A 24,474-nucleotide genomic window follows, 5' to 3' on the forward strand; every position below is an offset into this window, starting at 1 on the left:
CGAACAATCAAATGATAATGGTTCGGCTAATTTACGCTACAAAAAAATATAAAATTTTAATGTCTTCTGTCATAAAGACTCGGAACAAGCAACTAACTTTTTCTAAAGCTACTAACAACAGCGGTCGTAAAATACCTCTCACTGCTTGTAGGATTAACTTTATTGTTCATTTTTACACGGTTGTCTTTTTTATACCTCAACCCTTTTTTATTTTGCAGCATACATATCTTTTTTAAGTTGTTTTAATATTGCTCTTCGTGTTAAAATTCCATCAAAATATCCATCCTTATCAGCAACACAAACAAATGGATGATTAATGACAGCGTTTAAACCTTTCATCAAAGAATCTTCTTTTGTTAAACAAGGGACATCATCATTTAATACATCTTTTACCACTATCGTTGACAGACGTTCGAATTCAAATCGTTCCAAACCTAGTATTTGATCTAAAATCGTCGTTTTACCAATAATGCCAACTAACTTATATGATGGATCCAAAACAGGAACAGCTGAATATCCAGACTTTACTAATACGAGCAAAGCATGTTCTAGCGGATTGTTTACTTGAACATGTGCGACTTTTTCGGAAGGAATCATTATTTCGCCTAACGTAATGTCTGTTAAATATTGATTTTGCAACATGCTCATCACATCACCCCTTTTTTCATTCTTCATATAGAAGGTTTGCTGTTTAGAAAAACTCGGTTTATTACTAAGTATGAATCGCCAAAGCAATAGCTTTTTTATACGATATTTTTAAACTTTTAAAACCTTCTATAGCGTGAAATAAATATAAGACGGAGAACAGACTACATTTATTTTACCATAGTAAAGCAAGAAGCAAAATAAATTGCATTATAATTGCATATAAAATATGTATGAATTATAATATGTGCATATGTACATATTATAATGGGAAGGAGTTTTTTCATGGACTATCAGCCTATTGATGAGCAACTACTTGACGTTGTATCGCAGACATTTAAAGCTTTATCTGACCCAACGAGAATAAAAATTCTACACTTGCTGTTTCATAAAGAATGTTCCGTTAATGAAATTGCAGAACGATTAGAAATGCACCAGTCAACAATTTCCCATCAACTAAAGTATTTAAAACAGTTACGTTTGGTAAAAAACAGACGAGAAAAGACAACCTATTATTACTCTCCAGACGATTATCATGTGATGAATGTTTTGGAACAAACAATTGAACATACGAAACATACTAAATAGGAGGTTATTATATGGCACACAAACATAATCATAATCACAGCCATGGACATCATCATGGAACGAGCAACAAGAAAGCTCTTTTATTCAGCTTTATATTAATAACATTTTTTATGGTTGTTGAAGCAGTTGGAGGGTTTTTAACAAACAGTCTTGCACTTCTTTCAGATGCTGGACATATGCTAAGCGATGCAGCAGCACTTGGCTTAAGCTTATTAGCATTTAAAATTGGAGAACGACAAGCTAATACTTCTAAAACTTATGGGTACCGACGATTTGAAATAATTGCTGCGTTTATAAACGGTGTAACTTTAATCGTTATTTCCATCTATATATTTTATGAGGCATTTCAACGTTTTATGGAGCCGCCAAATGTAAGTGCAAGCATGATGATTATTGCAATCATTGGGCTGATTGTAAATATTATCGCAGCTTGGGTACTGATGCGGGGAGATTCACAGGAAAATTTGAATATACGAAGCGCCTTGCTTCATGTTTTTGGTGATTTATTAGGTTCTATTGGTGCTATTATTGCAGGTATTCTTATTTTGCTTTTTAACTGGAATATTGCAGATCCCATTGCCAGTGTTATTGTTGCATTTTTAATCGTTATATCTGGAATTCGAATAACAAAAGATTCCATTCACATTTTAATGGAAGGTAAACCGTCACATGTTGATGTTAAAGAAATTAAGAAACAACTGCTGGAACTTCAAGGTGTTGAACACGTCCATGATTTACATGTATGGTCTATCACTTCTGAATTTCCTGCACTAAGCTGCCATCTTGTAGTACAAGATTCTATTGATAGGGACAACCTACTTATGAAGGCAAACGATTTATTAAAGAAAAATTTTTCCATTTCTCATTGTACTTTGCAACTTGAAGGAGAAAATGCAAGAATTCAAGAGGAATGCGAGGACTGTTCTCATTAAACCATTCAGCAGGTTCAAAATCCTGCTGAATGTTCCCTTATCTACTCCACACAAAATTTTTCTTCATTTTAATTCTTCTTTTTTCAATTTATAGCGTACAAAGGCGCAAGCGCCCGGTTAGCAACGTAGCGAGTGGAACGAAGCAACTAAAGTTTTAGGAATGGGCGATTCGTGAAGTCGCCTAGTTGCTGGGCGCTGGAGTCGGACGTGGCTAAATAACTTAGTACGTTTATCCACAGCTGCAAAATTTTATAATTTCCCACTAGCGTTGCATAAAAAGTAATGCTTCAAGTCAAGCGTTAATTTTCCATTTGAGACATATGTAACAGAGTTTTCTGATATATGTTATTTGTACACAATGAAAAAAAGACAACAGGCATGAGAGGTAGCCCTTCATCCATTTTTTGAATAGTATATACTTTTAAACGAATGGATCGTATGTTAAATCATCTAAGTGTAACACGTCTCCTGTCTCCTATTGTGCTAGGGTCTCTGCAAAAATTCGCTCATTGTCCCACCTTCGTCGTCCACTGGACTCTCGCTCTGGTTCTTTACGCACTTTCAAAATAAAGGTTGCCATGGATTGATCGTAACCATCCTTTATCCAACGCAACATTTCCAGCAAGGTTCCTTTGAAACCTATTTTATTTTTCATTAGGATGATCAGGAAAAAGGTAATCATTGCAAGATAGACTTGATTATAAACGGCATTTTCACTCTTACCATATAATGTTGTAATGACCAAGTGTTGCTTGATCCATTTGAAAAACAACTCTATTTTCCAGCGGTTTCGGTAGATATCGCTGATTTCTTGCGCACTGCGCTTGGCGTCGTTACACACAATCCGAATAGGCTTGCCATTACTATCTGTTGTCTCTATCAATTGTAATGGATGTTTCATGTTTCCGATTGTCACCATGGCATGGCGTGTGATGGGAGAAGATGGATCCACGAGTAACTCTTCCACGACGTGTACCACTGTATTGGCTTTGATACGCGTTGCAAATTTTATTCCTTTTTCCGAATAGGCATCGAACTTCGCAAAGTTGAAGTACCCGCGATCGAATACATGAAGCACATCTAACTGATAAACAATTAATTCATCCAGCTGTGTCTCATCCGCTGGTCGGGCTGGCGTTAGAATCATCTTATCTAGCGAGAGCGTATCATTGCACAACCTAATTGAAGTGTGCATTTTAATCCCGGCTTTTGTTTCTCGAAAATCAGCCCATTCATAGCCACTAAGACACATGGAAATAGTCGATGAATCAATCAAATGCAGCTGAAGCAATGCCTTTCCTGCTTTCACAGGTCCTAGTGTATACTGTACCTTTTGAATGAGATGACGAAGAATAGCTTCTGGTATTTCATGTGGGATTTGTCTATTCTTACGCGAGAGTTGTGACTTACTGATACTGTCTATACCTACTAATCGCTGCACCGTTTTTTTGCGTGAAACAGACTGACTGATTACTGCAAGATTTTCTGATTTTTTAAGTTGTGCGTAAATAAATAAGCGAATATAGGCAATGGTATCTAGCTTTTTCACATACTTGTCTACCCCTTCCATATCAATCATTTTTTGAATAACTTTTGTATCTAATGGATGAATGTATTCCTTGAATACCATTTTTATGGTATGATTGTCCATGAAAGACTCCTTATAATTTGGGATTTGGACAGGACTACCATTCCCTAATTATAAGGTTTTTTTATGCGTTTTTGTATTGATAATTCCTATTATTCTTAGTATTGACACGAGTTGTTTTTTCTTGACTACTTTATAAAAAGTTTATGCAACGCTAGTGATAATTTCCTAGACTAGTACAAATATAATTGAAATTGGATTCTATTTTCCTATTTTCATGTTATAATTTTAATCTAATGAATGTTAGAAAACCTGGCTGATAGCCAAACTCTATAGGCGAAAAAGCGCCGTCGTTTTATATATACTATAAATTTTTATACTTTCCTATAGTGCGAGAAAGGTTTGTCACATATGAATAGAAGGTCTTTTCTAAAAAAATCCCTCGGTAGTTTATTTACTTTGTTAGGTTTAAGTGGAGGAACGTTTTACTACGCTAAAGATGTCGAACCTATTTTACTCCACGTAAATAAAAATACGGTTGCGTCTAGTAAAATTCCAAAAGCGTTTGACCAATTCAAAATCGTTCAATTTTCAGATACGCATATTGGTTTTCATTACACATTAGAGCAATTAAAAGAGTTAGTAACAAAAATCAATGGGTTACAAGCCGATTTAATTGTGTTTACTGGTGACCTAGTGGATGAGCCTCAAAATTTTCATTGGGATAATACCATAATTGATATATTGAAAGGGTTGCAAGCTACAAAAGGAAAGTTTTGGATTTACGGAAACCATGATCATGGTGGGTATGGAACAGAAGTTGTTTATAATGTAATGGAAAAAGCAGGCTTTCAACTATTGCAAAATAGTTGTGTTTCAATTAAATTAAAGGATGCTGCATTTAATTTAGCTGGCATTGATGATTTGATGTTAGGCAAACCAAATATTAACCAAACTCTAGCGCAAGTGAATACGAACCTCTTTACCGTTTTACTGGCTCATGAACCGGACTTCGCAGATAAAGCCAAAAACCATCCAATAGACTTGCAGCTATCAGGACACAGTCACGGTGGACAAATTCGCTTTCCATTTATAGGTCATCTTTACAGCCCAGCATATGCTGAAAATTATGTACAAGGGAAATACACCTTGAATGAAGGCCGTTTTCAGTTGTTTGTCAGCAGCGGCATAGGTACGACTCGACTCCCCTTTCGATTTCTATGTAAACCAGAAATTAATATGTACACATTGAAATCAAAGGTTTAGATAAGGGGAAATTTACTTCAATGAAACTGTTATATACACTCTTTTACACTACTTCCCTTGCATCTAGTTACTTGTTACGATAGGATATAGACAACTTAATTTCCTAAGGAGGAGCACATAGGATGAATGAATCAGAGCAACTTGACGATCTAGCAAAAGCAATTTATACAGTTAACCGACACGCAAAAACAGCTCCTGATCCAAAACACTTATATTATATAAAAAAAGCAACGATAAACGAGTTACTTAAAAAGAATTTAGCAAAAAAGGTGGGTTTACACTTCTCTAAACACCCTAAATATAGTAATCAGCATTCCACTCTACTCGTTCAAGTTGCTAATTACTATTTTCATGTACCTCCAACGAAAGATGATTTCAAAGAATTACAGCATTTAGGAGAATTGGATGAGAGTTACCGTAACCCCCAAACAAAAATGTCTTTATCAGAAGCAAAAAAAATAATTTACAGTTACTTGAATTGGAAAGTAAACAAATCTTCTCAAAAAACAAAAAGGGTTAGCAAACGAAGCTCTCCCTATTACACTCCATCATCTTTAGGTAAAATGAACTGGGCAAAAAAAACACATCGTCATTAATGAGTATACTTTATACGATAGCTTAATGCGTTAACTTTACAAATATAAATTATCCCCACTAAGATGCTTACAATTATTGTATGTTTTAACTTCTTCTCAACAAGGTATAACATATACAAGAGCAATTGTAAGGTGTTGTAATGTTTTGTTTTAAAAGGAGAGGATAATTATATGATGGAATATAATGATTTCATGTATGAACTTCATAAGTATGCTACGCAAACCCATGCTTTAAAAGACAAATTTGAAAAACTATCAGGAGAAGAAAAACAAGTTGTTATCCATGCAGCTCCAGAAGAAATTACCAATCCTGAGCGGATCCACCATCCTGTATTTCAATGGCTTGAAAATCTTCAAGATAAAAACAGTAGATAGACGGGCGTACGGTGTCTCCCCTATAGCAAAGTATAAGAATCATGGTTTTCATATGCAATTATCGCTTTTGCTGTAAAGGTTTGATCGATTATAGGCAAGCTGAGTTTAAGAAGCTGAATATGTAAAACAACAAATGATCATTTACAACATTGACAGCTTAAAGGCTAATCATCTTACGAATGAACGTTAGAAAAACTTGGCTTGTCACCAAGTCTTATGGCTAAAGCCTTCGCACTTTAATTTGCCAAATGAAGGATGACAACATGCTTGTTTATAGCGGAATCGTTAACATTTATTTCAACCAACTTCTGATCATAGCTTTAAAAATTAGTATTAAACCAAAAGCAGCTAATGATTGCATAATTAGCGGAAAAGACTGAAAAAAACTAATATTAATTCCGCCATTTAGCAAGCTGATTGCAAAATAGGTAGAGAGAACGAATAAACTAATAATAATATAAGAAAGAAGTAACAATGCTTTACGATGAATTATCCATCGAATAAATGACCGTGAAATAAAATAAATAAAACTGAACAAACTAACTAGAAAAATGATATACCAATACTTCCTATCCAGTCTTAATGGGTCTAGTATTTCTAAAATGAAATCCATGTAATCCAAGCCTTTCCGTTGCATATTTATCCCCTATTATCTTTGCCAACTTTAATGACTAGCATACATCGGAATAACCCGGTTTTATAGCATCCTACTATTTTTTTTAAAAGGCGAGAACAAAACGCAACTTCAATAAGCACGCGATGATAAAGCGTTTATTTTTTCATCCAACCCGTATGCACAGTGATTATGTGCTAAAAGTTTATAAAGTGAACAAGAATGGGATGCAATCATCTATTCCAATATTTATATTTTGAATAGATTAAATTTTTAATTGATTTCTGATATAATATGTTGAAGGTGGTTTCCATACAATTTGATATGGATATAAGGGGCTTTTAAGGCTCCCGCTTCAAGAATGGAGAGATGCAATCTAAATGGAAGATAACAGCACTGAAACCTCTTTATTTGTAAGAGGTTCGTTCCTATCCTTGCAGTACTAATAATCATTTGGAATGAGTAAATCTCCCATGATTAAAGATGCATTTATACTTTGTATGAAAAAACTCTGTTTACAATATAATTTGAGGCAATACTTTAAGAATCTAAACATTATAAAGCAAAAGTTTTCATGATAGAGTGGCTTGCGCTCTCGAGCGAGTCACGATGGTTTCTTATCGTGTTAATAAGTTATTGTAAACTATGTCACATCTAAAACGGGGGTTAGCTTTGAAGAAAGCATATATATTCATTATACTTGGGGCTGCATTATGGGGTACGATTGGATGGTATGTGAACCAACTCTATGATTATGGATTTTCCCCTATAGAGGTGGTTATTTTACGAGCATGGACAGCAGCAATAATGCTGGTTGTTTACTTACTTCTGTTTGCTAAAGAGCAATTAAAATTGCGAACTGTAAAAGATATTCAATACTTTATTGGAACAGGCATTTTAAGTATTTCTTTTTTTAATTTTTGTTTATTTACTACAATGGAACTTACCACCATTCCTGTAGCAACCGCTCTTTTATATACAGGTCCTGCTTTCGTAGTAATCCTGTCGACCTTTTTCTTAAAAGAAACCTTAAACAAAGAAAAAATAGCTGCTTTACTATTTACTTTCCTTGGTGTTTCTTTAGTTATTGAATTCTTTCCATCAAATATGAATGCTGTATCTTTCCAAGCAGTTCTATTTGGGTTAGGAGCTGGTTTCGGCTACGCTTTATACAGCATTTTTAGTAAGTTTGCATTAAAAAAATATTCAACCCTTAGTATTACTACATATACTTTTGTTACATCAGCCATTGCGCTGACCCCTTTTTTCCCTTTTGCAGAAAAAGGAATGTTACTGCTACACCCCACCGTTATTCTTTATGCATTTGGTCTTGGATTTTTACCAACTGCTTTTGCGTATATTATTTATACGTGGGGGTTAAAAGATATTGAAGCCTCTAAAGCATCTATCTTAACCACTGTTGAACCAGTAGTTGCTATGATAATCGGTATCTTTATTTTCAAAGAGACTTTTACCTTCCAACAAATTATTGGCATGGTTATTATTTTAGGGACCATTCTATTGATGCAACATCAACCAAAAAAGAAGGCTAGCTTTATAAAAAAAGCAGGCTAACAAGCTAGTATTCTTTTTCTGAAAGACTGTTTTTCTGTTTCGTTTTTTAAGAACAGAAAAAACAGTCTGAATATTAAAACCAATTTTTCTGGTTCATTTATAAACTTACTTTCTTATCTCGCTTTTTTTCTACTAGTTCGATCTGTTTGCTTTCTAACTTCTTTTCAATCCGTGTTATACTATGCTCATCTTCAAGCAATTCTTGCTTATTTTTCTTTACTAATTGCTCAAAATTTAACGTTTTAGGTCTCATATGATACACTCCTTTTATACTTGTACTATAAGTATACCCTATTTTTATATACACTAGATCACAAATTTTTAAATATTTTTTAACAATTAAACCAATTTTACTGTCGGAGGTTATTTTATGCAACACTTATTGAATAAACATGTAAAAGAAATAGAAATATCAGGCATTCGTAAATTCTTTAATATGGTTTCAACGGAAGACGATATTATATCTTTAACTATAGGTCAACCAGATTTTCAAACTCCTGAACATATTAAACAAGCAGCTATTCAAGCGTTAATGTCTAACCATACATCTTATACACATAACGCTGGTATACTCCCATTACGTAAAGCTATTTCTCATTTTTACGAATCAAACTATGAACTGTCCTATTCGCCTGAAAATGAAGTAATCGTCACCGTAGGAGCTTCACAAGCTATCGATATCACTTTTCGTACCATTTTAAATCCTGGTGATGAAGTATTGCTACCAGCGCCTATATATCCTGGCTATGAACCATTAATCCGTTTGGCTGGTGCTATTCCCATCTATATGGATACAACGAAAACAAATTTAAAATTGACAAAAGACATTTTAAAGGAACATATTACGTCCAAAACCAAATGTGTTATTCTCCCGTACCCGTCCAATCCAACTGGCGTGTCTTATACCAAAGAGGAATTAGCAGCATTTGCAAACGTATTAAAAGACCAACAGTTGTTTGTGTTGGCTGACGAAATCTATAGTCAGCTTTCTTATGACTATCCACATACTTCCATTGCGAGTTTTTCCGGTATGAAAGAGAAAACGATTGTCATTAATGGGGTATCCAAATCGCATTCCATGACAGGGTTTCGAATTGGGTACACACTTGCCCCAGACTGGATTTCGAAGGAGTTGATAAAAGTGCATCAATACAATGTGTCTTGCGCAACTTCTATCAGCCAATATGGAGCATTAGAAGCATTAACTGAAGGGTTAGAGGATACAAAAAAAATGAAAGCAGCTTACCATGAACGAAGAGACTACGTATACGATAGATTACAAAAAATGGGGTTACATTGCCCAAATCCAAATGGCGCATTTTACATGTTTCCTTATTTTCCATTCACAAATACGAGCTCATTCACCTTTGGACTAGATTTGGTTAAAAAAGGACGAGTTGCTTTAGTTCCTGGTAACAGCTTCTCGAGATTAGGGGAAGGATATATGCGACTTTCTTACGCCTACGATAAGCATACACTAAATGTAGGACTAGATCGTTTAGAAGCGTATTTACAACAACACCCATTAGATTAATATTCCGTATGCTTTGATTGAAATTGTCTTTCCATATCATATTTGTTTAGTAACTTGTCTAATTCTTGACTTAATTCAATGGCTTCTAAATTAGTAAAGCCTTTCTCTAAAGCAACTTCTGTCATTCGGTACCGTAAATATTCTATACGTTTTAATAATTCATCTGTCGTGTTCATTGTAGATAAAGAGCTACCTCCTTTTTCTGTAGTATATCATAGCAAACCCGTTCTGAATTTGCAGTCGACCTTTGTTGGTTTATGGCCTAAAAGTCAGGTGCTAAAGCCCTTTAAACAAATCGAAAACTTATGGAACTCATTAACGTCAGCCTTCCTTTTTAGAAAGTCTTACAGCACATTATATCAAGATAAAAATTTGCAACATAGTGCAAATAGCCTAGCTAATAGTCATGAGGATGGTAATATTGATTAGACAATTACCTTATGATCACTTTTATATAATACAGACTTGCATTAAATGTAGCATAGGTTGACAGAATATGACAAGCTTTTAGCTATTCGTAAATTATTAAAAAGCTTGGCCTGTCGCTATTCGAGTTTTAAAAAAGAATAGCGCATATGCAATTGAAACAGTAGTTATTTTTGCAACTTATAACAGGACTAAAGGCCTTTATTCTTATTCAAAAACGCCAAATATTTATTTTAGTCCTTACTTGTTTTTCCAATTTCAAATGAATTAAAACATGGATAAATTAGTTAAAGTGCTAATACGAAGAGTTTCTACCGGTAAATGAATATGAATTTAAGCTTTTACGCTCGCTTAGTTACTATCTCTGTGCTACTATATTAGTGAAATGTTTTTTGGGAAAGGATGTCTTCGGTGACAAAATCAAACAAGAAAAACGAATGGATAGAATGGGCAAAAGCAATTATTATTGCGATTTTAATTGCTTTCTTTATAAAAACATTTATTTTCGCAACATCTATTGTTGAAGGAGAAAGCATGGACCCCACTCTCCAAAACGGTGAAAGAGTAATTTTTAATAAGCTTATATATATTCTTGATGAGCCAGAACGCGGAGACATTGTTATTATTGAAAAACCTTATAAAAATTATGTGAAACGTGTTATTGGGCTGCCTGGGGAAACAATTGAAATAAACGATGGTAGTCTCTATATAAACGGGGAAAGATATGACCAAACTTTTCTAAGTGAAGAGGTGCAACGCCAATCTGGTAATTATGGGCCAGAAAAAATTCCTGAAGGCAGTTATTTCGTAATGGGCGATAATCGTGCCATCAGCAAGGATAGTCGTAATGGATTAGGTTACATTGAAGAAGATGAAATTATTGGACGGTCAGAGTTTGTAATTTTTCCATTTGATCAATGGACACTAACAAGATAGAGCTGGATAATAATTGTCCAGCTCTATCTTATTTTCTTATTCAATTCAGAAACATAACACAAACATAATTTCCCTTAAAATATTTATGCCCCATACACTTCAAAAGTTATGTTTTAGTTGTAAATTTACCATGAATTTACTTTTCACTGTCAAATACACAATAACCAAGATTCAGTATTAAAATGGCGAAACAAATAACCGCAAATGTAATTTCCATATTTTCCATATAACAGTTGCACCCCCTAAATCATGTACTATATTTAAGTACGAATGTTCAAAAGTTCACTGCCACACGTTTACATTTTAGTCAAACTTAAGAACAATCCCCCACTATACAACTCCAGTATATCATACCAATTTTAAATAACGTTGGAAAGAAAAAATATGATAAAATATAATTACATGGTTGTTATGACAAACAAGTAGAATGGTTCCTTCACCCCAAGGCTTGTCTAGAGACTTAAACTTATGCTAGTCTTTATAGCGAAAAAACGCTGTCGTTTTGCTTATACGTAATCTTAAACTTTTATATCTAAAAGCTATTATACGTATTGGCGTGAAGATGCTGTTATCTCCAATTTACACTTGTCAGACTTAGGCTTTTCCAATTCGTGAAGTGGAATCTTACAGCACCGTATATCCATGATAAATCCTAGATTAGCAGGTGATTGCATGCTTCATTGTCCTTATTGTAGCACTCTAACAAAAGAAAATGAGACGTATTGTATGAAATGTGGAAGAATGCTTCCTGAAGATAGATATCATCGACTTAGTAGTAAACCAAACTTTTTTAAACGGTGGAAATCACCAATACTATCTACAGTTATTTTATTATTTTTTGTTATTTCTTTATATGTCACTTTGGAAATGCGTACTGCGAAAGCTAAAGATTATTACACAAAAGGTGAAGAAAAGGTACTGGATCAGGATTTTAAAACAGCACAGTCCTTATTACAAGACGCCCTTGATATGAAGGATAATTTCCAACAAGCCGAAATTTCCTTAGCCTTTATGAACCAAGCTTTGTCGATGGAACAAACACTACAAAAAACGGAACAATTACTTAAAGAAAAAAAATATACACAAGCCTTAGAAATTTTAAATGAATCAGAGAAAGGTTTGCAAGATTATAATGGTGAAGCTGTAAACAAGTTGGTTGAACGTGTTACAAAACAAAGGAACAAGATTAATATAGAGAAATTAAGACAGGCACTAAAACAAGAACCAGAAATAGATCAATTAAAAGTATTGCTTTGGGACGCTGTATCCATTGAAACTGAAGAAGCTGAACAATTAACAGCTATTATACGTGAGCAAATTGTTAATTTTGTGTTTGCTAAAGCAAGTGAGCAATTAAAGAACAACCAATTTAGTGATGCCAACCTTATCGTCAAAGACGGATTAAAATATGCACCAGATTCAGAAAAGTTGTTAAGCTTACAAACAACGGTGGATAAAGAAAAAGTAGCATTTGAAACTGCACAGCAAAGTAGAATAGAACAAGCAATGAATACAGCAAATAAAGAACAGCAAATGAATGAATCTGATGCTATTAAACTGAAACAAATTGAAACAACCAAAGATGATCAAGGAAACCTTGTAGTAAAAGGACAAGTACAAAGCGTTGCAACTATTCCTATTAACTCCATTAGGGTGCAATATAGCATTACTACGGATAAGGGTGAAGCAATATTGACAAATGAAGTATACGTATATCCTGAAGAATTATACCCTGAAGAAACAGGCCACTTTGAATTTACCCATTATGATGTAAATATTAATCAGGAGTTAACCGCTGAAGTGGAGACGATAGCTTGGTATACGAAATAAATTGCTTTTTCAATTGAGGTGCAGCACATGATAAAAAATAAATATATTCCGGTTATTTTATCAAGTATTATTCTTCTCATCGGGTTTATTCTACTTATTACTATGTATCAACAATGGAAACAGGAGCGTATACAGATTAGCAACCCTGTTCTCAACCAAATAACTACAAGTAATGAGGAGCTTAATTTAAAGTCCATCATTCATGAAGCAGAAAAAAATGTGATTCAAATTGAAAGTCAAACAGAAGACAGTAGCTTGACAGGTTCGGGCTTTCTTTATAATAAACAAGGCGATATTATAACGAATGCACATGTCATTAAAGATGCAGATGTAATTTATGTAAGAACGGCAGATGCGCAAATTTATCCAGCCGCTGTTGTCGGGGTAGGAAAGGAGACGGATATTGCTGTCATTCGTGTCCCTCAGCTTGCTGGAGCCTTTATGAATGTAGAGAAAAATAAATCCCCGGAAACTGGAGATGAAGTCATTGCCTTAGGTAGTCCACATGGCTTTCAAAATACAGTTACTCTAGGTATTATATCCGGACAAGAACGGGATTTGTCCGTGGACGGCTTTCATTATAAAAACGCCTACCAAATCTCTGCTCAAATTGCAGAAGGAAATAGCGGTGGCCCCTTAATTGACCGTAAGACTGGAAATGTTGTTGGAATTAATTCTGTAGGGACAAAAGATGGATCTATTGGTTTTAGCATTCCTATAACAGATGTCATTAAACAAATTGAGGCATGGTCAAATGAAGCAAAGACGGAAGAATTGAACTTTGCCCGCACTTCTGACCTTATAAGTAAAAAAGATCCTAAGAAATTAAAAGAGGACGCAGAGTATTTAATTACCTACTTCCTTGATAGCATTGAACTTCGTGATTACGTAAATGCATATGCATTATTAGCAAATGATATGCTTTCTAAAACTTCATATAAAGATTTTAGAAATGATTATGTCGATTTTATTAACGTAGCTTTTGATGAACCCAAAAGCAACATCACTGAGGATAATCAAGTACAATCTACATTGAGTATAACCATTGAGAAGCGGGTAGAAGATAAAGGTAAATCTGAAAAAGAGTTGTACGAATATACATTTACTACAAAATATGAGAATGATCAACCAAAAATTTCCAGTATTAAAGTTAACAAATAAAAGTTGAAGTAGTCTTCAAAATTGGCAAATACAAGCTGGACAAGTCTAACTGGAAGACCAACAGCACTTAAAGACCTTTTTTTCGTAAAAGGTCTTTAAACCATACCTTGAAGCTACTAAACAATTAGTTGGGATGAAAGGACTCCCACTGATAAAGATTTATTTACACTATAGGAAAGTATAAAAGTTTAAATGTTTATAGTATAAGAAAAACTATGCCATTCGCCGTAAGACTTGGCGACAAGCCAAGTCTTTCTAATAATGTTTAAAACATACTAATTTTTTCTCTGTGTCAACTCTTATTGTTCCAGTAGCATATATTCAGTAAAGTAGGTTTTAGCCTCCCTTATAATCAAAAGAAAAGTCTTGTAAAATCCAGTCATTCTATACATCTCTTAAGGCGTGTTTCAATTATCTAGGATAAACGTCCAAACTTTTCTTACCTAATTGCATATGGTATAAGTGTAAGATTATTAGGAGGTGAAATGATGGGATTCGGATATGGCGGAGGCTGTGGAAACCCAGGCTACGGTGGTTATGGCTACGGTTACGGTTGCGGAACTGGTAGCAACTTTGCGTTAATTGTGGTGCTTTTTATTTTATTAATCATTGTAGGTGCTGCATTTTACTGTTAAATACGTTAAGGAGACAGCTTGTGCCTTCCTTAAGGCACAAGCTGTTCTTTTTTATTTCATTTTATATCAATTTGCTTTATTGTTCTTTTTAAGTAACAGCTGTTCAACTTCTTCGGATGGTAAAGCTTTACTGAAATAGTAACCTTGCAATTGGTCGCACTGTTCCGCCTTTAAAAAGGCAAATTGTTCTTCTGTTTCTACTCCCTCTGCAACAACTTTCAAATTCAGTAAATGGCATAGTTGAATAATTGATTTTACAATCATGCGGTTCTCTTCATGACTTTGATCCATAAATATTTTATCTATTTTTAATTTCGTAATTGGAAATAAACTAAGCAACTTTAAAGAAGAATAGCCAGTCCCAAAATCGTCAATCGATACTGGTATTCCTATATTTTGCAACTCCCGTAAAGTATGTAAAACTGTTTTTTCATTCGTCATGGCCATCGTCTCTGTTATTTCTAATTCCAAATAAGTTGGTGATAATCCAGTCTGATCTAAAATATGCTCTACTTTTTGTAAAAATTTTTTTTGGTGAAATTGTATAGCGGATAAATTAACACTAATTGTAATTGGTTTATACCCTTGATCTTGCCATTTTTTATTTTGTTTACAAGCCTGATATAATACCCATTCACCAATTTCGATAATGAAACCGGTTTTCTCAGCGATACCTATATATTCACTAGGAGCAATATATCCTTTTTCTGGGTGGTTCCAGCGCAATAGAGCTTCCATTCCTATAATTTCATTTGTTTTGAAATCGACCTGTGGCTGATAATGAAGCTCTAGTTGATCTTCTTTAAATGCTTGCCGAAGTTCACTTTCTAGTGTTACGGTCGATTGAAATTTCTCAGAAATAGCTGATTCAAATATTTTGTAGCTGTTCCGTTGATTATTTTTACTTTCATACATAGCAGAATTCGCGTGTTTTATTAAATCTTCAGCAGTAGTACCATGATGAGGAAATAGGCTGATTCCGATTGTTACGGTTGTGTAGATATCATATCCATTAATGGTGATAGGCTTCTTAAAAGCTTGAATTAGTTTCTTAGCAAACTCAATTACTGCCCTTTTATTCCTCATCCCTATTTGCATAATGACAAATTTATCTCCACTCATTCTTGCAATGAATGTATCTACATGTAAAAATTTTTTCAATTGGAGAGCGCAAAGGCGGATTAATTCATCACCTACCGCATAACCAAGTATGTCATTAACTTCTTTAAAGTAATCCAAATCGATCATATAAACCACAATAAATTGCTGTTCCTCATTGTTTTCAATTGCTTCTGTTAGTACATATTCAAAATAATAACGATTTGGCAAGTCTGTCAATTCATCATAATAAGCAAGGTACTCAATTCGATTTTTATTTGTTACTTGCTCTGTTACATCTTTTAAGAAACAAACGCCTATGGTGTCATTTAAATCATATTGTAATAATTCAACAAAAAGCAGTCCGCCTTCTTTCGTTACTCCTTGCAGTTCATGAAACACTTGCTTCTTAGTTAATTGCCTCTTCTCAAAAACTTGTGGAAAAAGGTTATGTATCGATAACGACGTGAGTTCTTGCTTCGAGTAAAGAAACATATGCGTGCTGTAAGCGTCAGCATCTATTATATCCCCATTTTTTTTAACATAAAGTATCGTACCTTTAAAATGCTCCGTGGCGAACGTGTCCAGCTTTTTTCTTATTTCTTGCATTTGTTTAGAAACAAGAACTAGCTTCACAAAATAGTAAGGATCACCTTCACTTGCATGTAATACGGTAACTTCAATCATTTGTTTATGAACATGTGTTACATATGTTAACTGATTGGATTCTTCTAAAGAGATGCATTTTAAATATCGATCTATACGCTCACCTACAGCAGATGAAACACCTAAAATTTCATCTGCTGTATCATTGCCAGCAACAATGCCCCCATATTGATCGATAATCAAAACCGCATCACTTAATTGATCAAGCACTTGTTGTGTCATTGGGAAAATTTCCACTTGTTCTGGCATACCATTCTCCCCTCACTTCATTTACCCGATAATTAATTTTTCTTTCGGATAATGATAATTGCCACTCTGTTTGTTTGATCGAAACATAAATAAAAATGTAATAATACCTACTCGTCCAATAAACATTAAGAACATTAAAATCAGTTTACTAAATGATGTTAATTCACTGGTTATCCCTAATGAAAGCCCCACCGTTCCAAAAGCCGATGTCACTTCAAACAGAATTTCTGTTAGCGTAAACGGCTCAACTACCGATATGAAAATAATAGAAGTAAAAACAAGTATTAAAGCCATTAGAGTAACCGTAACGGCTTTTAATAAGTCTTCATCATACACCTCTCGCTTAAATAACCGAATACTTCTACCTCCCCTAGCATATGTTGCTATAAAAATAACAACTAAAATAAAGGTCGTTGTTCGAATACCTCCCCCCGCACTGCTTGGGGAAGCTCCAATAAACATTAAAAGCGACATAAACAAATGATTAGGTTCTGAAAGTAAACTAACATCCATGGTTGACAGGCCGCCACTTCTAGTTGTAATAGATTGAAACAAAGAGTAAAACAAAATTTCATGCCAAGATTTATCTGCAAAAAAGTGGAGAAAATCAAGAACAAACATACCCATTGCCCCAATAACGATTAAAACTAAAAAGGTACTGGTCGTAACTTTTGTAAACAAGCTGAAACGGATAAATTTACGCTTATCCGAGTCAGCAAATAAATATTCCTTTACTTCAATTAGTACTGGGAAGCCAATAGCTCCAAAGATAATTAACAACATATTTATAAACTGCACAAAATAATCATCTTTAAAAGGGATTAAAGAGGAGCCAGTAATATCAAACCCGCCATTAGATATAGCACTAATCGTTCCAAACATACCATGTAAGTAAGCTTCTTTAGCTGAGTCGAAATATTGTAGGAAATACGTCCCTAAAACAAGAAAGCCGACTAACTCTATTGTTAGTAATACATACACGATTTGCTTAATTAACCGCACCATTCCTCCGAACGTGGATTGATTTTGATCCGTCATGATTAAGCGTCTTTCTTTTAGCCCAATCTTTTTTCCTAGCAACAGCCATATAAATGTACTGATAGCCATTACTCCTACAGCCCCCAGTTGAAGAATGCAAGCAAGTAGAATAATTCCTGTAGTACTTAATGTATCTGCTACTGTTATGGAACTTAGACCAGTTACACTTAAAGCACTTACAGCTGTAAATAACACATCAATAAAAGGTATTTCCACCCCATCCTGATGCGCAATCGGTAAAGATAAAATGACAGTTGAAAATAGTACAGCAAAAAAATAGAACAATAACAAAATCTGGACCGGCGATAACTTCCTTGCCCAGCGAACAATTGGTTTTTGGTAATGCATAACCTTTTACTCCTTATTAACTATCAAAATTAGTAATCTCTCTATATACCAAGCAAAGCTTTAAGGTACGTTAAGCTCTTTCATCTCAACTAACAATGGAAACTTGCGAAATCAAATATATCCATATTATATCAAGGAGATATTGAAAATGCTTGTAATATAGTAATTAAGTCGCAAGTTCTACTGTATTGGATGAAAAACTTTTATTTTATGTTAATTCCTTAAATTTCTCTAGCAATTCTTTACCTTGGTATCCTTCCTCAATTAATGTAGTTAATAAGAATTCGATATTCTCTTTTCTTTTATCGACAATATTTCCTACAAATAAAACATTAATATTAGACCCTATTTCATTTATCCCTATAATCGAAGTGATGAATGTAGCCATGTCATTGCTTTCTTTAGAAATCTTTACTTGAAGTAAGATTTCCGACTTTGTTTTTTGCAAACATTCAAAATAAGGTTGAAATGAATTATCCGTATACACTTCAATTGTCCACTGATTGTTTTCATCCTCACGATCAATAATTAAACCATCTAATAACGGTATCTGATTAGGAATTATCTCTCCATTTTTTTCTTCCATGATATTTAATAATTTTAGTTTAAATGTCTTCATAAGCCTTCCTCCTTTGTATTTTTATTCTATGTATAGCTAGGGATGCTTTAAAAACATGCTTAAAATGATATCTCTTTTGTATATCGTTAGTGTACCAAAAACAAAAGCTTATGGGTATGACTTTCTTTTTAAGTTAACTTCGTTGACAATTAAAATTATAACCGCTTATGATAAAGAGGATTATAGGGAAAAGGAGAATTGATTTGTCACATTCAGCAATCCAAACAATTATGAATCATCGATCTATACGTAAATTCAAAGATAAAAAGCTTACAGAAGAACAAATTCAAACCATTGTTGAAGCTGCTCAAATGGCTTCGACTTCTAGTTATGTAATGGCATATACCATTATTGGTGTGACTGATGAACGTATAAAAGAGAAGCTTGCAGCTATCTCTGGTCAATCTTATGTGCAAAACAATGGACATTTATTTGTGTTTTGTGGTGATTTACATCGTACCGAGCAATTAGGGTCACAAGAAGATAGAGAGCAAATGCAACAAAGTTTAGCGTCCCCTGAACAATTTATTGTTATGACGGTCGATGCGGCGTTAGCATCTCAAAATGCTGCGATTGCTGCAGAAGATTTAGGGCTAGGGATTTGTTATTTAGGAAGCTTGCGAAATGATGTCAATCAGGTAAGCGAATTATTACAGCTTCCAGAAAGAGTCGTTCCTTTGTTTGGGATGGCTGTGGGCTATCCTGATCATGAACCAGAACAAAAGCCTCGTCTACCAATTGATGTGATCTATCATGAAAATCATTACCAGACTTTCAAACACCAATTACCATTCATCAAAGACTTCGACAAAAAATTGCATTCCTATTATGAAAAACGGAAACAAAATAATCGAAATGACAATTGGTCAAAGCAAATGATTCGAAAATTTTCTACCCCTACTAGAATGGATGTTGGTACGTTTTTACATGAGAAAAATATAAACAACCAAGCAGATTAAAAACAATTAGCGAAGTAGACACAACATATTGCGGCTTTTTATAACGAATAGCCAGCCTCCTGTCAGGAATGCTGGCTATAATGCTTGTAATATCTCCTTATGGTCAATAATAATTTCTTCATTATTAACTTTGAATTTTGCTTTAAAATACAATTTGCACGGAGAATCTTTTACCATTCGAAACACTTTATTACTATTCGGATGGTGATAGATATTGCCATTGCTAAGTTGCTTTATTGTTATATCATTTTCATATTGGTGATCCTCATCTCCCAATACCACAGATACCAATGGGTCCTGATGCTCGACCTCTACCGTCCCTTCACCTGTATATTGTAAGGAACTAAATACTTTAATTCCTTCGTCTACATTTGCGATATGAATATGTAATATAAAATCACCGACCTCTTTGGACCTCGTAGTCGTCTCCTTAATGGTAATACCGCGGTTTCCTACGCCAAGATAGAAGATAATCAAAAACAATACTCCACCAACAACAATTAATAAAAGTGATTTTTTTTTCATAAGCATCCTCCTGCTCCCACTTACTATATATGACGTTTTTCCCCCACAAAAAGTTTCATTATTTTAAAATATTTTCATACTAAGGATTTTTCTCCTAATTAATCTTTTCTCAAAAAAAGCGCAACTAATATAGATTTTACAGCAATTGGATATATAAGGTAATATTTCCCCAGTATAATTAAAACTTATTTATCGCATTCTAATTATTGATGAGTATGAAGAAGGAGGAATCTTTTATGACTGTCTCCAGTCAAGTGAAGCAAACTATTGCTGGTTTAAAAAGCGCGCAAGCAAGTTTTGAACAATTTGCCCTACAAACAGAAAACAAACAAGCAAAACAACTATACGAAAATGCAGCGCAACAAACCATGTCCATATTAAAAAGTGTTGAACCACGTATTCAACAACTAGAACAAGAAGAACCACAATACAAAGGTTTTTAATTTGTATAAACGAAAGCTGATAATATAAAGTGAATTCTTCAATCCGTGGAGGTTTTCTTTCATCTCCTACTTAAGGTTTGTATTCTAAAAAACTTGGCATATCCCCATCCATTCTTTATGGAAACCATACTATGTACAAGGATAAAGCCTTTTACAAATCAAATGCATTTAGGTGCTGTTATCTCCTATTTTCGTCTTTTGGAAAGCAGGAGTCTTCCAGCACCTTTAGAAAGACTTGGCTTGTCATAGCGAAAGCTGTAGTGTTTACCTTTAACACACGTGATAATGTAAGCTTTGTTTACTTAAGATAAAAAGCAGGTGGTATGATGCATGTTTTTAAGTTTCTAACTATAGTTGTTTTATCTTTGCTGATTGTTGGTTGTAACACAGCAAATACACTAGAGACATCCAAGGAAAATGAAAAAGATGAGGTTAATATAACAAAAATATCTAGAAACCAACCTATTGACCAAACTCCATCCAATCAAGCAAAAGACTTATTACGACAAAACTCCGAAATAAATGCTATTCATGCAGTCAATACAGATAAGCAATTATTAGCAACCGTTGAAGTAAAACATATGCAACGCTTTAAGTTACAAAATATCAAGAAAAAACTAACTAAAAAATTACAAAAAAACTTTCCTGATTTAAAAGTAGAATTATCAGCAGACAAAAAAATAATGATGGAATTAGGAAAACTAGAAAAAAACTTGAATAAAAAACAGTACAGTAAAAAAGAAGTACAAAAAGAAGTACAACGAATTATTGATTTTTCTAAAGAACAAACGTAGAGAGAGGGAACACAATATGGCGGATAAAAAAAAGAAAAATCTACCACCTGATGTTCAGGAGTATCAAACATTTCAACAGCAAAGAGAAGTGAAAAGGCCTGTATTAAAAAATTGCTTAAAAGCTTTTTTTGTCGGCGGTTTTATTTGTTTCATTGGGCAGCTTATCTCTACTTTTTATATGTATTTCTTTCATTTCACGGAGCAAACCGCCGGAAACCCAACAGTAGCTACTTTAATTTTTATAACGATGCTCCTTACTGGATTTGGAGTATATGATCGAATTGGACAATTTGCCGGTGCAGGTTCAGCTGTTCCAGTTACTGGTTTCGGCAATGCAGTCATTTCTTCGGCTATTGAACATCGGACGGAAGGATTTATCCTCGGAGTTGGTACAAATATGTTAAAACTAGCAGGTCCTGTCATCGTTTACGGCGTATTTTCAGCATTTGTTGTCGCTTTGATAAAAACAATTTTAGTCCAATGGGGTGGGTTATAATGCTCCAAGGACATCAAACATGGATATTCGCCAATCGACCAGTTATTATATCGACTGGGACAGTAGGCGGTCCATTTGAAGCTAATGGAAATATCCCGAAAGACTTTGACATATTGCATGATGATATGTGGCTGGGTCAAGCCTCATTTGAAAAAGCACAACAAACATTAATGGAAGAAGCCTGTCAAATTGCCCTAAAAAAAAGTTCCATTGAAAAAGAACAGGTACAATTTTTTATGAGTGGTGATTTAATTTATCAAATAACACCAACAAATTTTGCTGCCAAAACATTGGGCCTTCCTTTTTTTGGTTTATTTAATGCGTGTGCCACTTCTATGGAAAGTTTAGCCCTAGCTGCTATGATCATCAATAATAAAGGAGCTAATTATATTTTAAGTGGAACAGCAAGCCATAACGCCTCTGCGGAACGACAATTTCGTTACCCTACAGAATACGGCGGGCAAAAGCCTCCTACCGCACAATGGACAGTTACTGGCGCAGGTTGTTCCTTAGTTGCTCAACAAGGTACAGGCCCCGTTATTACATCAGCTACAATTGGCAAGGTTATTGATATGGGTATAACAGACCCGTTTAACATGGGCGCTGCGATGGCGCCAGCTGCCGTAGATACGATTGAAAAACATATACAAGATAGAAACATTTCTCCTGACTATTATGATTTAATTGCTACAGGCGATTTAGGGCATATCGGTAGAGAAATATCGTATGATCTACTTGTCGATCGCGGACTATCAATGGATGAGGAAAGATATGTAGATTGTGGTTTAATCATATATCGCGAGGGACAGCCGGTGTTAGCTGGCGCAAGTGGTACCGCCTGTTCAGCCGTAGTCACATATGGACATTTGCTCAATCGGATGAAAGCCGGTGAATTGAAACGAATACTAATTGTAGCAACAGGTGCACTTCATTCTCCGATGAGCATACAACAAAATGATCCGATTCCGTGTATTGCCCATGCAGTATCTATCGAAATTTAAAACGGGACGTGATATGTAATGATCTTTTTTTGGGCTTTCGTAATTGGTGGTTTTATCTGTGTTATTGGCCAATTACTGTTTGACATTTTTAAATTAAATCCTGGACAAACTTTATCCATTTTAGTTGTTACCGGTGCCATTCTAGATGGGTTCGGCCTCTATGAACCATTAATTGACTTTGCCGGAGCAGGTGCAACTGTACCAATTACTAGCTTTGGTAATTCACTCGTTCATGGTGCTATGGCAGAAGCAGAAACACACGGTTTAGTTGGTGTTGTGACGGGAATGTTTGAAGTAACAAGTGCAGGAATTTCAGCCGCAATTATTTTCGGGGTCATTGGCGCACTAATTTTTAAACCAAAAGGATAAGGAGGTCGTTACACTATGACAATTGGTGCACAAGTAAAAGGCTGCTACTCAGCAATCAAAAGTGTGGAAGCCTCCTTACAACTGCTAACAGCTAAAACAAATGAACAAGAACAACAAATAAAATTGACGGAAGCAGAACGAATTATTACTGAAATTAAGAACGAATTGCGACATCAAGTCATCCAATTATCGAAAGAAGAACCACAATATAAATAAAACTTGGAAAGGAGGCTGTTTATGCCAGAATGGATTATCATTATCATTCGGTCATTTTCACTGTTGATCATTCTTTTTTTCATGACAAAGTGGCTAGGAAAGAAGCAATTATCACAATTAAACGTTTTCGAATATATTACTGGAATTGTGCTAGGTGGAATCGTAGCAATACATACGATAGATCCAACAAGTAATATAATTTATGCTCTTTTATCCATGTCTATTTGGTTTATTGTCCCTTTTGCTGTTGAATATATTTCTCTTAAAAGTAAACGTTTTCGCGATCTTACAGAGGGGAAAAGTACCGTTTTTATTCAAGACGGAAAAGTTATGGAGGACAATCTAAAAAAAGAAGGATATTCAACGGATGATTTACTAGGAAAGTTAAGAGACAATGGTGTGTTCCTCGCATCTGATGTAGAATTTGCAGTGCTTGAGCCCTCTGGAACATTAAATGTATTGCCTAAAAGAGAAAATCGCCCACTAACAGCCAAGGATCTTGGGTTAAAATTAGCGCCTGAAAAAGAACCGCAAACCATTATTATGGATGGAGAAGTTTTATTGGAACCACTTGCTAATTTAGCTTTAAATATGAATTGGTTGGAAACAGAATTAGATAAACAAAATGTAAGCATTGAAAATGTGTTTCTCGCTCAAGCAGATAATAATGGACAATTGTACCTTGATTTATACGATGATAAAATCAGTGTTCCTCAACCAACTGAAAAGGCACTCCTTTTAGCAAATATGAAAAAATGTCAGGCAGATTTAGAACTATTTGCTTTAGCTACAGAAAACAAACAAAGCAAAGCTTTATATGAACGAAATAGCAAAAAATTAAAGCATGCCATTGAACTGATTCAACCATACTTATAATAGATGGTAACCTAGAGATGTAGATGTCCTTTAAAATGGAATTGTAGAGAACCACAGATCCCTATTAAAACAGCGCT

At 34.5% G+C, this 24,474-nt stretch carries 28 protein-coding genes; 19 read left to right on the forward strand and 9 right to left on the reverse strand.

Going from position 1 to position 24,474, the window contains the following annotated elements; all coding sequences use genetic code 11:
- Window positions 1–207: 207 nt before the first annotated feature.
- Complete coding sequence (gene cbpB / locus B2C77_RS13025; RefSeq protein WP_077704509.1) at window positions 208–648, reverse strand: cyclic-di-AMP-binding protein CbpB; 441 nt, start codon at window positions 646–648, stop codon at window positions 208–210.
- A gap of 282 nt (window positions 649–930) precedes the next feature.
- Here cbpB and B2C77_RS13030 point away from each other — a divergent pair, with 282 nt between their 5' ends.
- Window positions 931–1,233, forward strand: a complete 303-nt coding sequence (locus B2C77_RS13030) for an ArsR/SmtB family transcription factor (RefSeq protein ID WP_077704511.1) — start codon at window positions 931–933, stop codon at window positions 1,231–1,233.
- Window positions 1,234–1,244: 11 nt separating this feature from the next.
- Window positions 1,245–2,165, forward strand: coding sequence for a cation diffusion facilitator family transporter (locus B2C77_RS13035; protein WP_077704514.1), 921 nt, complete (start codon window positions 1,245–1,247; stop codon window positions 2,163–2,165).
- Between the two features lie 475 nt (window positions 2,166–2,640).
- Here B2C77_RS13035 and B2C77_RS13040 read toward each other — a convergent pair whose 3' ends face one another.
- The gene (locus B2C77_RS13040) at window positions 2,641–3,816 is read right to left on the reverse strand and encodes an IS4 family transposase (RefSeq protein ID WP_077704518.1); all 1,176 of its coding nucleotides are present in this window, start codon (window positions 3,814–3,816) and stop codon (window positions 2,641–2,643) included.
- A 348-nt stretch (window positions 3,817–4,164) separates the two neighbouring features.
- On the opposite strand from B2C77_RS13040, the gene B2C77_RS13045 reads away from it, so the two are divergent.
- The 3 genes from B2C77_RS13045 to B2C77_RS13055 all read left to right on the forward strand — a co-directional run bounded on the left by B2C77_RS13045 (window position 4,165) and on the right by B2C77_RS13055 (window position 5,990).
- On the forward strand, window positions 4,165–5,019 hold the full coding sequence (locus B2C77_RS13045) for a metallophosphoesterase (protein WP_077704521.1): 855 nt from the start codon (window positions 4,165–4,167) through the stop codon (window positions 5,017–5,019).
- A 122-nt stretch (window positions 5,020–5,141) separates the two neighbouring features.
- Window positions 5,142–5,615 (forward strand): YkyB family protein, encoded by a 474-nt coding sequence (locus B2C77_RS13050; protein WP_077704524.1) that lies wholly within the window; start codon window positions 5,142–5,144, stop codon window positions 5,613–5,615.
- A 171-nt stretch (window positions 5,616–5,786) separates the two neighbouring features.
- On the forward strand, window positions 5,787–5,990 hold the full coding sequence (locus B2C77_RS13055) for a hypothetical protein (RefSeq protein WP_237342742.1): 204 nt from the start codon (window positions 5,787–5,789) through the stop codon (window positions 5,988–5,990).
- A 292-nt stretch (window positions 5,991–6,282) separates the two neighbouring features.
- On the opposite strand, the gene B2C77_RS13060 is transcribed toward B2C77_RS13055, so the two are convergent.
- Window positions 6,283–6,627, reverse strand: a complete 345-nt coding sequence (locus tag B2C77_RS13060) for a hypothetical protein (RefSeq protein WP_077704527.1) — start codon at window positions 6,625–6,627, stop codon at window positions 6,283–6,285.
- Between the two features lie 648 nt (window positions 6,628–7,275).
- Here B2C77_RS13060 and B2C77_RS13065 point away from each other — a divergent pair.
- A complete protein-coding gene (locus B2C77_RS13065) occupies window positions 7,276–8,178 on the forward strand; it encodes a DMT family transporter (RefSeq protein WP_077704530.1) in 903 nt (300 codons plus the stop codon).
- Between the two features lie 97 nt (window positions 8,179–8,275).
- On the opposite strand, the gene B2C77_RS13070 is transcribed toward B2C77_RS13065, so the two are convergent.
- On the reverse strand, window positions 8,276–8,431 hold the full coding sequence (locus B2C77_RS13070; RefSeq protein WP_077704533.1) for an FbpB family small basic protein: 156 nt from the start codon (window positions 8,429–8,431) through the stop codon (window positions 8,276–8,278).
- Window positions 8,432–8,548: 117 nt separating this feature from the next.
- Between B2C77_RS13070 and B2C77_RS13075 the strand changes: the two genes are divergently transcribed.
- A complete protein-coding gene (locus B2C77_RS13075; protein WP_077704536.1) occupies window positions 8,549–9,712 on the forward strand; it encodes an aminotransferase A in 1,164 nt (387 codons plus the stop codon).
- Here the strand turns inward: B2C77_RS13075 and B2C77_RS13080 are convergent.
- Window positions 9,709–9,888 carry an aspartyl-phosphate phosphatase Spo0E family protein gene (locus B2C77_RS13080; RefSeq protein WP_077704539.1) on the reverse strand — a complete coding sequence of 60 codons (180 nt, stop codon included), beginning with the start codon at window positions 9,886–9,888 and terminating at the stop codon, window positions 9,709–9,711. The two genes, B2C77_RS13075 and B2C77_RS13080, sit on opposite strands and share 4 nt — an antisense overlap.
- 652 nt (window positions 9,889–10,540) lie before the next feature.
- On the opposite strand from B2C77_RS13080, the gene lepB reads away from it, so the two are divergent.
- From lepB to B2C77_RS13100, 4 genes are all read left to right on the forward strand, one after another.
- The gene (gene lepB / locus B2C77_RS13085; RefSeq protein WP_101934078.1) at window positions 10,541–11,074 is read left to right on the forward strand and encodes a signal peptidase I; all 534 of its coding nucleotides are present in this window, start codon (window positions 10,541–10,543) and stop codon (window positions 11,072–11,074) included.
- 726 nt (window positions 11,075–11,800) lie between these two features.
- On the forward strand, window positions 11,801–12,904 hold the full coding sequence (locus B2C77_RS13090) for a zinc ribbon domain-containing protein (RefSeq protein WP_254843970.1): 1,104 nt from the start codon (window positions 11,801–11,803) through the stop codon (window positions 12,902–12,904).
- A gap of 27 nt (window positions 12,905–12,931) precedes the next feature.
- On the forward strand, window positions 12,932–14,065 hold the full coding sequence (locus B2C77_RS13095; protein ID WP_077704548.1) for a S1C family serine protease: 1,134 nt from the start codon (window positions 12,932–12,934) through the stop codon (window positions 14,063–14,065).
- 485 nt (window positions 14,066–14,550) lie between these two features.
- Window positions 14,551–14,700, forward strand: a complete 150-nt coding sequence (locus B2C77_RS13100) for a YjcZ family sporulation protein (protein ID WP_073005450.1) — start codon at window positions 14,551–14,553, stop codon at window positions 14,698–14,700.
- Between the two features lie 66 nt (window positions 14,701–14,766).
- On the opposite strand, the gene B2C77_RS13105 is transcribed toward B2C77_RS13100, so the two are convergent.
- From B2C77_RS13105 to B2C77_RS13115, 3 genes are all read right to left on the reverse strand, one after another.
- Window positions 14,767–16,713 (reverse strand): bifunctional diguanylate cyclase/phosphodiesterase, encoded by a 1,947-nt coding sequence (locus tag B2C77_RS13105; RefSeq protein ID WP_077704550.1) that lies wholly within the window; start codon window positions 16,711–16,713, stop codon window positions 14,767–14,769.
- Window positions 16,714–16,734: 21 nt separating this feature from the next.
- Window positions 16,735–18,099 (reverse strand): TrkH family potassium uptake protein, encoded by a 1,365-nt coding sequence (locus B2C77_RS13110; protein WP_077704553.1) that lies wholly within the window; start codon window positions 18,097–18,099, stop codon window positions 16,735–16,737.
- 208 nt (window positions 18,100–18,307) lie between these two features.
- Window positions 18,308–18,718, reverse strand: coding sequence for a YwpF family protein (locus B2C77_RS13115; RefSeq protein WP_077704555.1), 411 nt, complete (start codon window positions 18,716–18,718; stop codon window positions 18,308–18,310).
- Between the two features lie 203 nt (window positions 18,719–18,921).
- Between B2C77_RS13115 and nfsA the strand changes: the two genes are divergently transcribed.
- Complete coding sequence (gene nfsA, locus B2C77_RS13120; protein WP_303046183.1) at window positions 18,922–19,677, forward strand: oxygen-insensitive NADPH nitroreductase; 756 nt, start codon at window positions 18,922–18,924, stop codon at window positions 19,675–19,677.
- 75 nt (window positions 19,678–19,752) lie between these two features.
- Here nfsA and B2C77_RS13125 read toward each other — a convergent pair whose 3' ends face one another.
- Entirely contained in the window at window positions 19,753–20,202 is a 450-nt protein-coding gene (locus B2C77_RS13125) for a hypothetical protein (RefSeq protein WP_077704560.1), read from the reverse strand.
- A 236-nt stretch (window positions 20,203–20,438) separates the two neighbouring features.
- Between B2C77_RS13125 and B2C77_RS13130 the strand changes: the two genes are divergently transcribed.
- The 7 genes from B2C77_RS13130 to B2C77_RS13160 all read left to right on the forward strand — a co-directional run bounded on the left by B2C77_RS13130 (window position 20,439) and on the right by B2C77_RS13160 (window position 24,397).
- Window positions 20,439–20,645, forward strand: a complete 207-nt coding sequence (locus B2C77_RS13130) for a DUF1657 domain-containing protein (RefSeq protein ID WP_073005461.1) — start codon at window positions 20,439–20,441, stop codon at window positions 20,643–20,645.
- Window positions 20,646–20,968: 323 nt separating this feature from the next.
- The gene (locus tag B2C77_RS13135; protein ID WP_141130722.1) at window positions 20,969–21,439 is read left to right on the forward strand and encodes a hypothetical protein; all 471 of its coding nucleotides are present in this window, start codon (window positions 20,969–20,971) and stop codon (window positions 21,437–21,439) included.
- Window positions 21,440–21,455: 16 nt separating this feature from the next.
- A complete protein-coding gene (gene spoVAC, locus B2C77_RS13140; protein WP_073005463.1) occupies window positions 21,456–21,935 on the forward strand; it encodes a stage V sporulation protein AC in 480 nt (159 codons plus the stop codon).
- Window positions 21,935–22,936 (forward strand): stage V sporulation protein AD, encoded by a 1,002-nt coding sequence (gene spoVAD / locus B2C77_RS13145; RefSeq protein ID WP_077704566.1) that lies wholly within the window; start codon window positions 21,935–21,937, stop codon window positions 22,934–22,936. Before spoVAC ends, spoVAD begins: the two co-directional genes overlap by 1 nt.
- Window positions 22,937–22,954: 18 nt before the next feature.
- The gene (spoVAE, locus tag B2C77_RS13150; protein ID WP_077704569.1) at window positions 22,955–23,305 is read left to right on the forward strand and encodes a stage V sporulation protein AE; all 351 of its coding nucleotides are present in this window, start codon (window positions 22,955–22,957) and stop codon (window positions 23,303–23,305) included.
- A gap of 15 nt (window positions 23,306–23,320) precedes the next feature.
- Window positions 23,321–23,521 (forward strand): hypothetical protein, encoded by a 201-nt coding sequence (locus B2C77_RS13155; RefSeq protein WP_077704571.1) that lies wholly within the window; start codon window positions 23,321–23,323, stop codon window positions 23,519–23,521.
- A gap of 21 nt (window positions 23,522–23,542) precedes the next feature.
- Window positions 23,543–24,397 carry a DUF421 domain-containing protein gene (locus B2C77_RS13160; RefSeq protein ID WP_077704574.1) on the forward strand — a complete coding sequence of 285 codons (855 nt, stop codon included), beginning with the start codon at window positions 23,543–23,545 and terminating at the stop codon, window positions 24,395–24,397.
- Window positions 24,398–24,474 lie beyond the last annotated feature (77 nt).

The organism is Virgibacillus dokdonensis (assembly GCF_900166595.1).
Classification (GTDB): domain Bacteria; phylum Bacillota; class Bacilli; order Bacillales; family Amphibacillaceae; genus Virgibacillus; species Virgibacillus dokdonensis.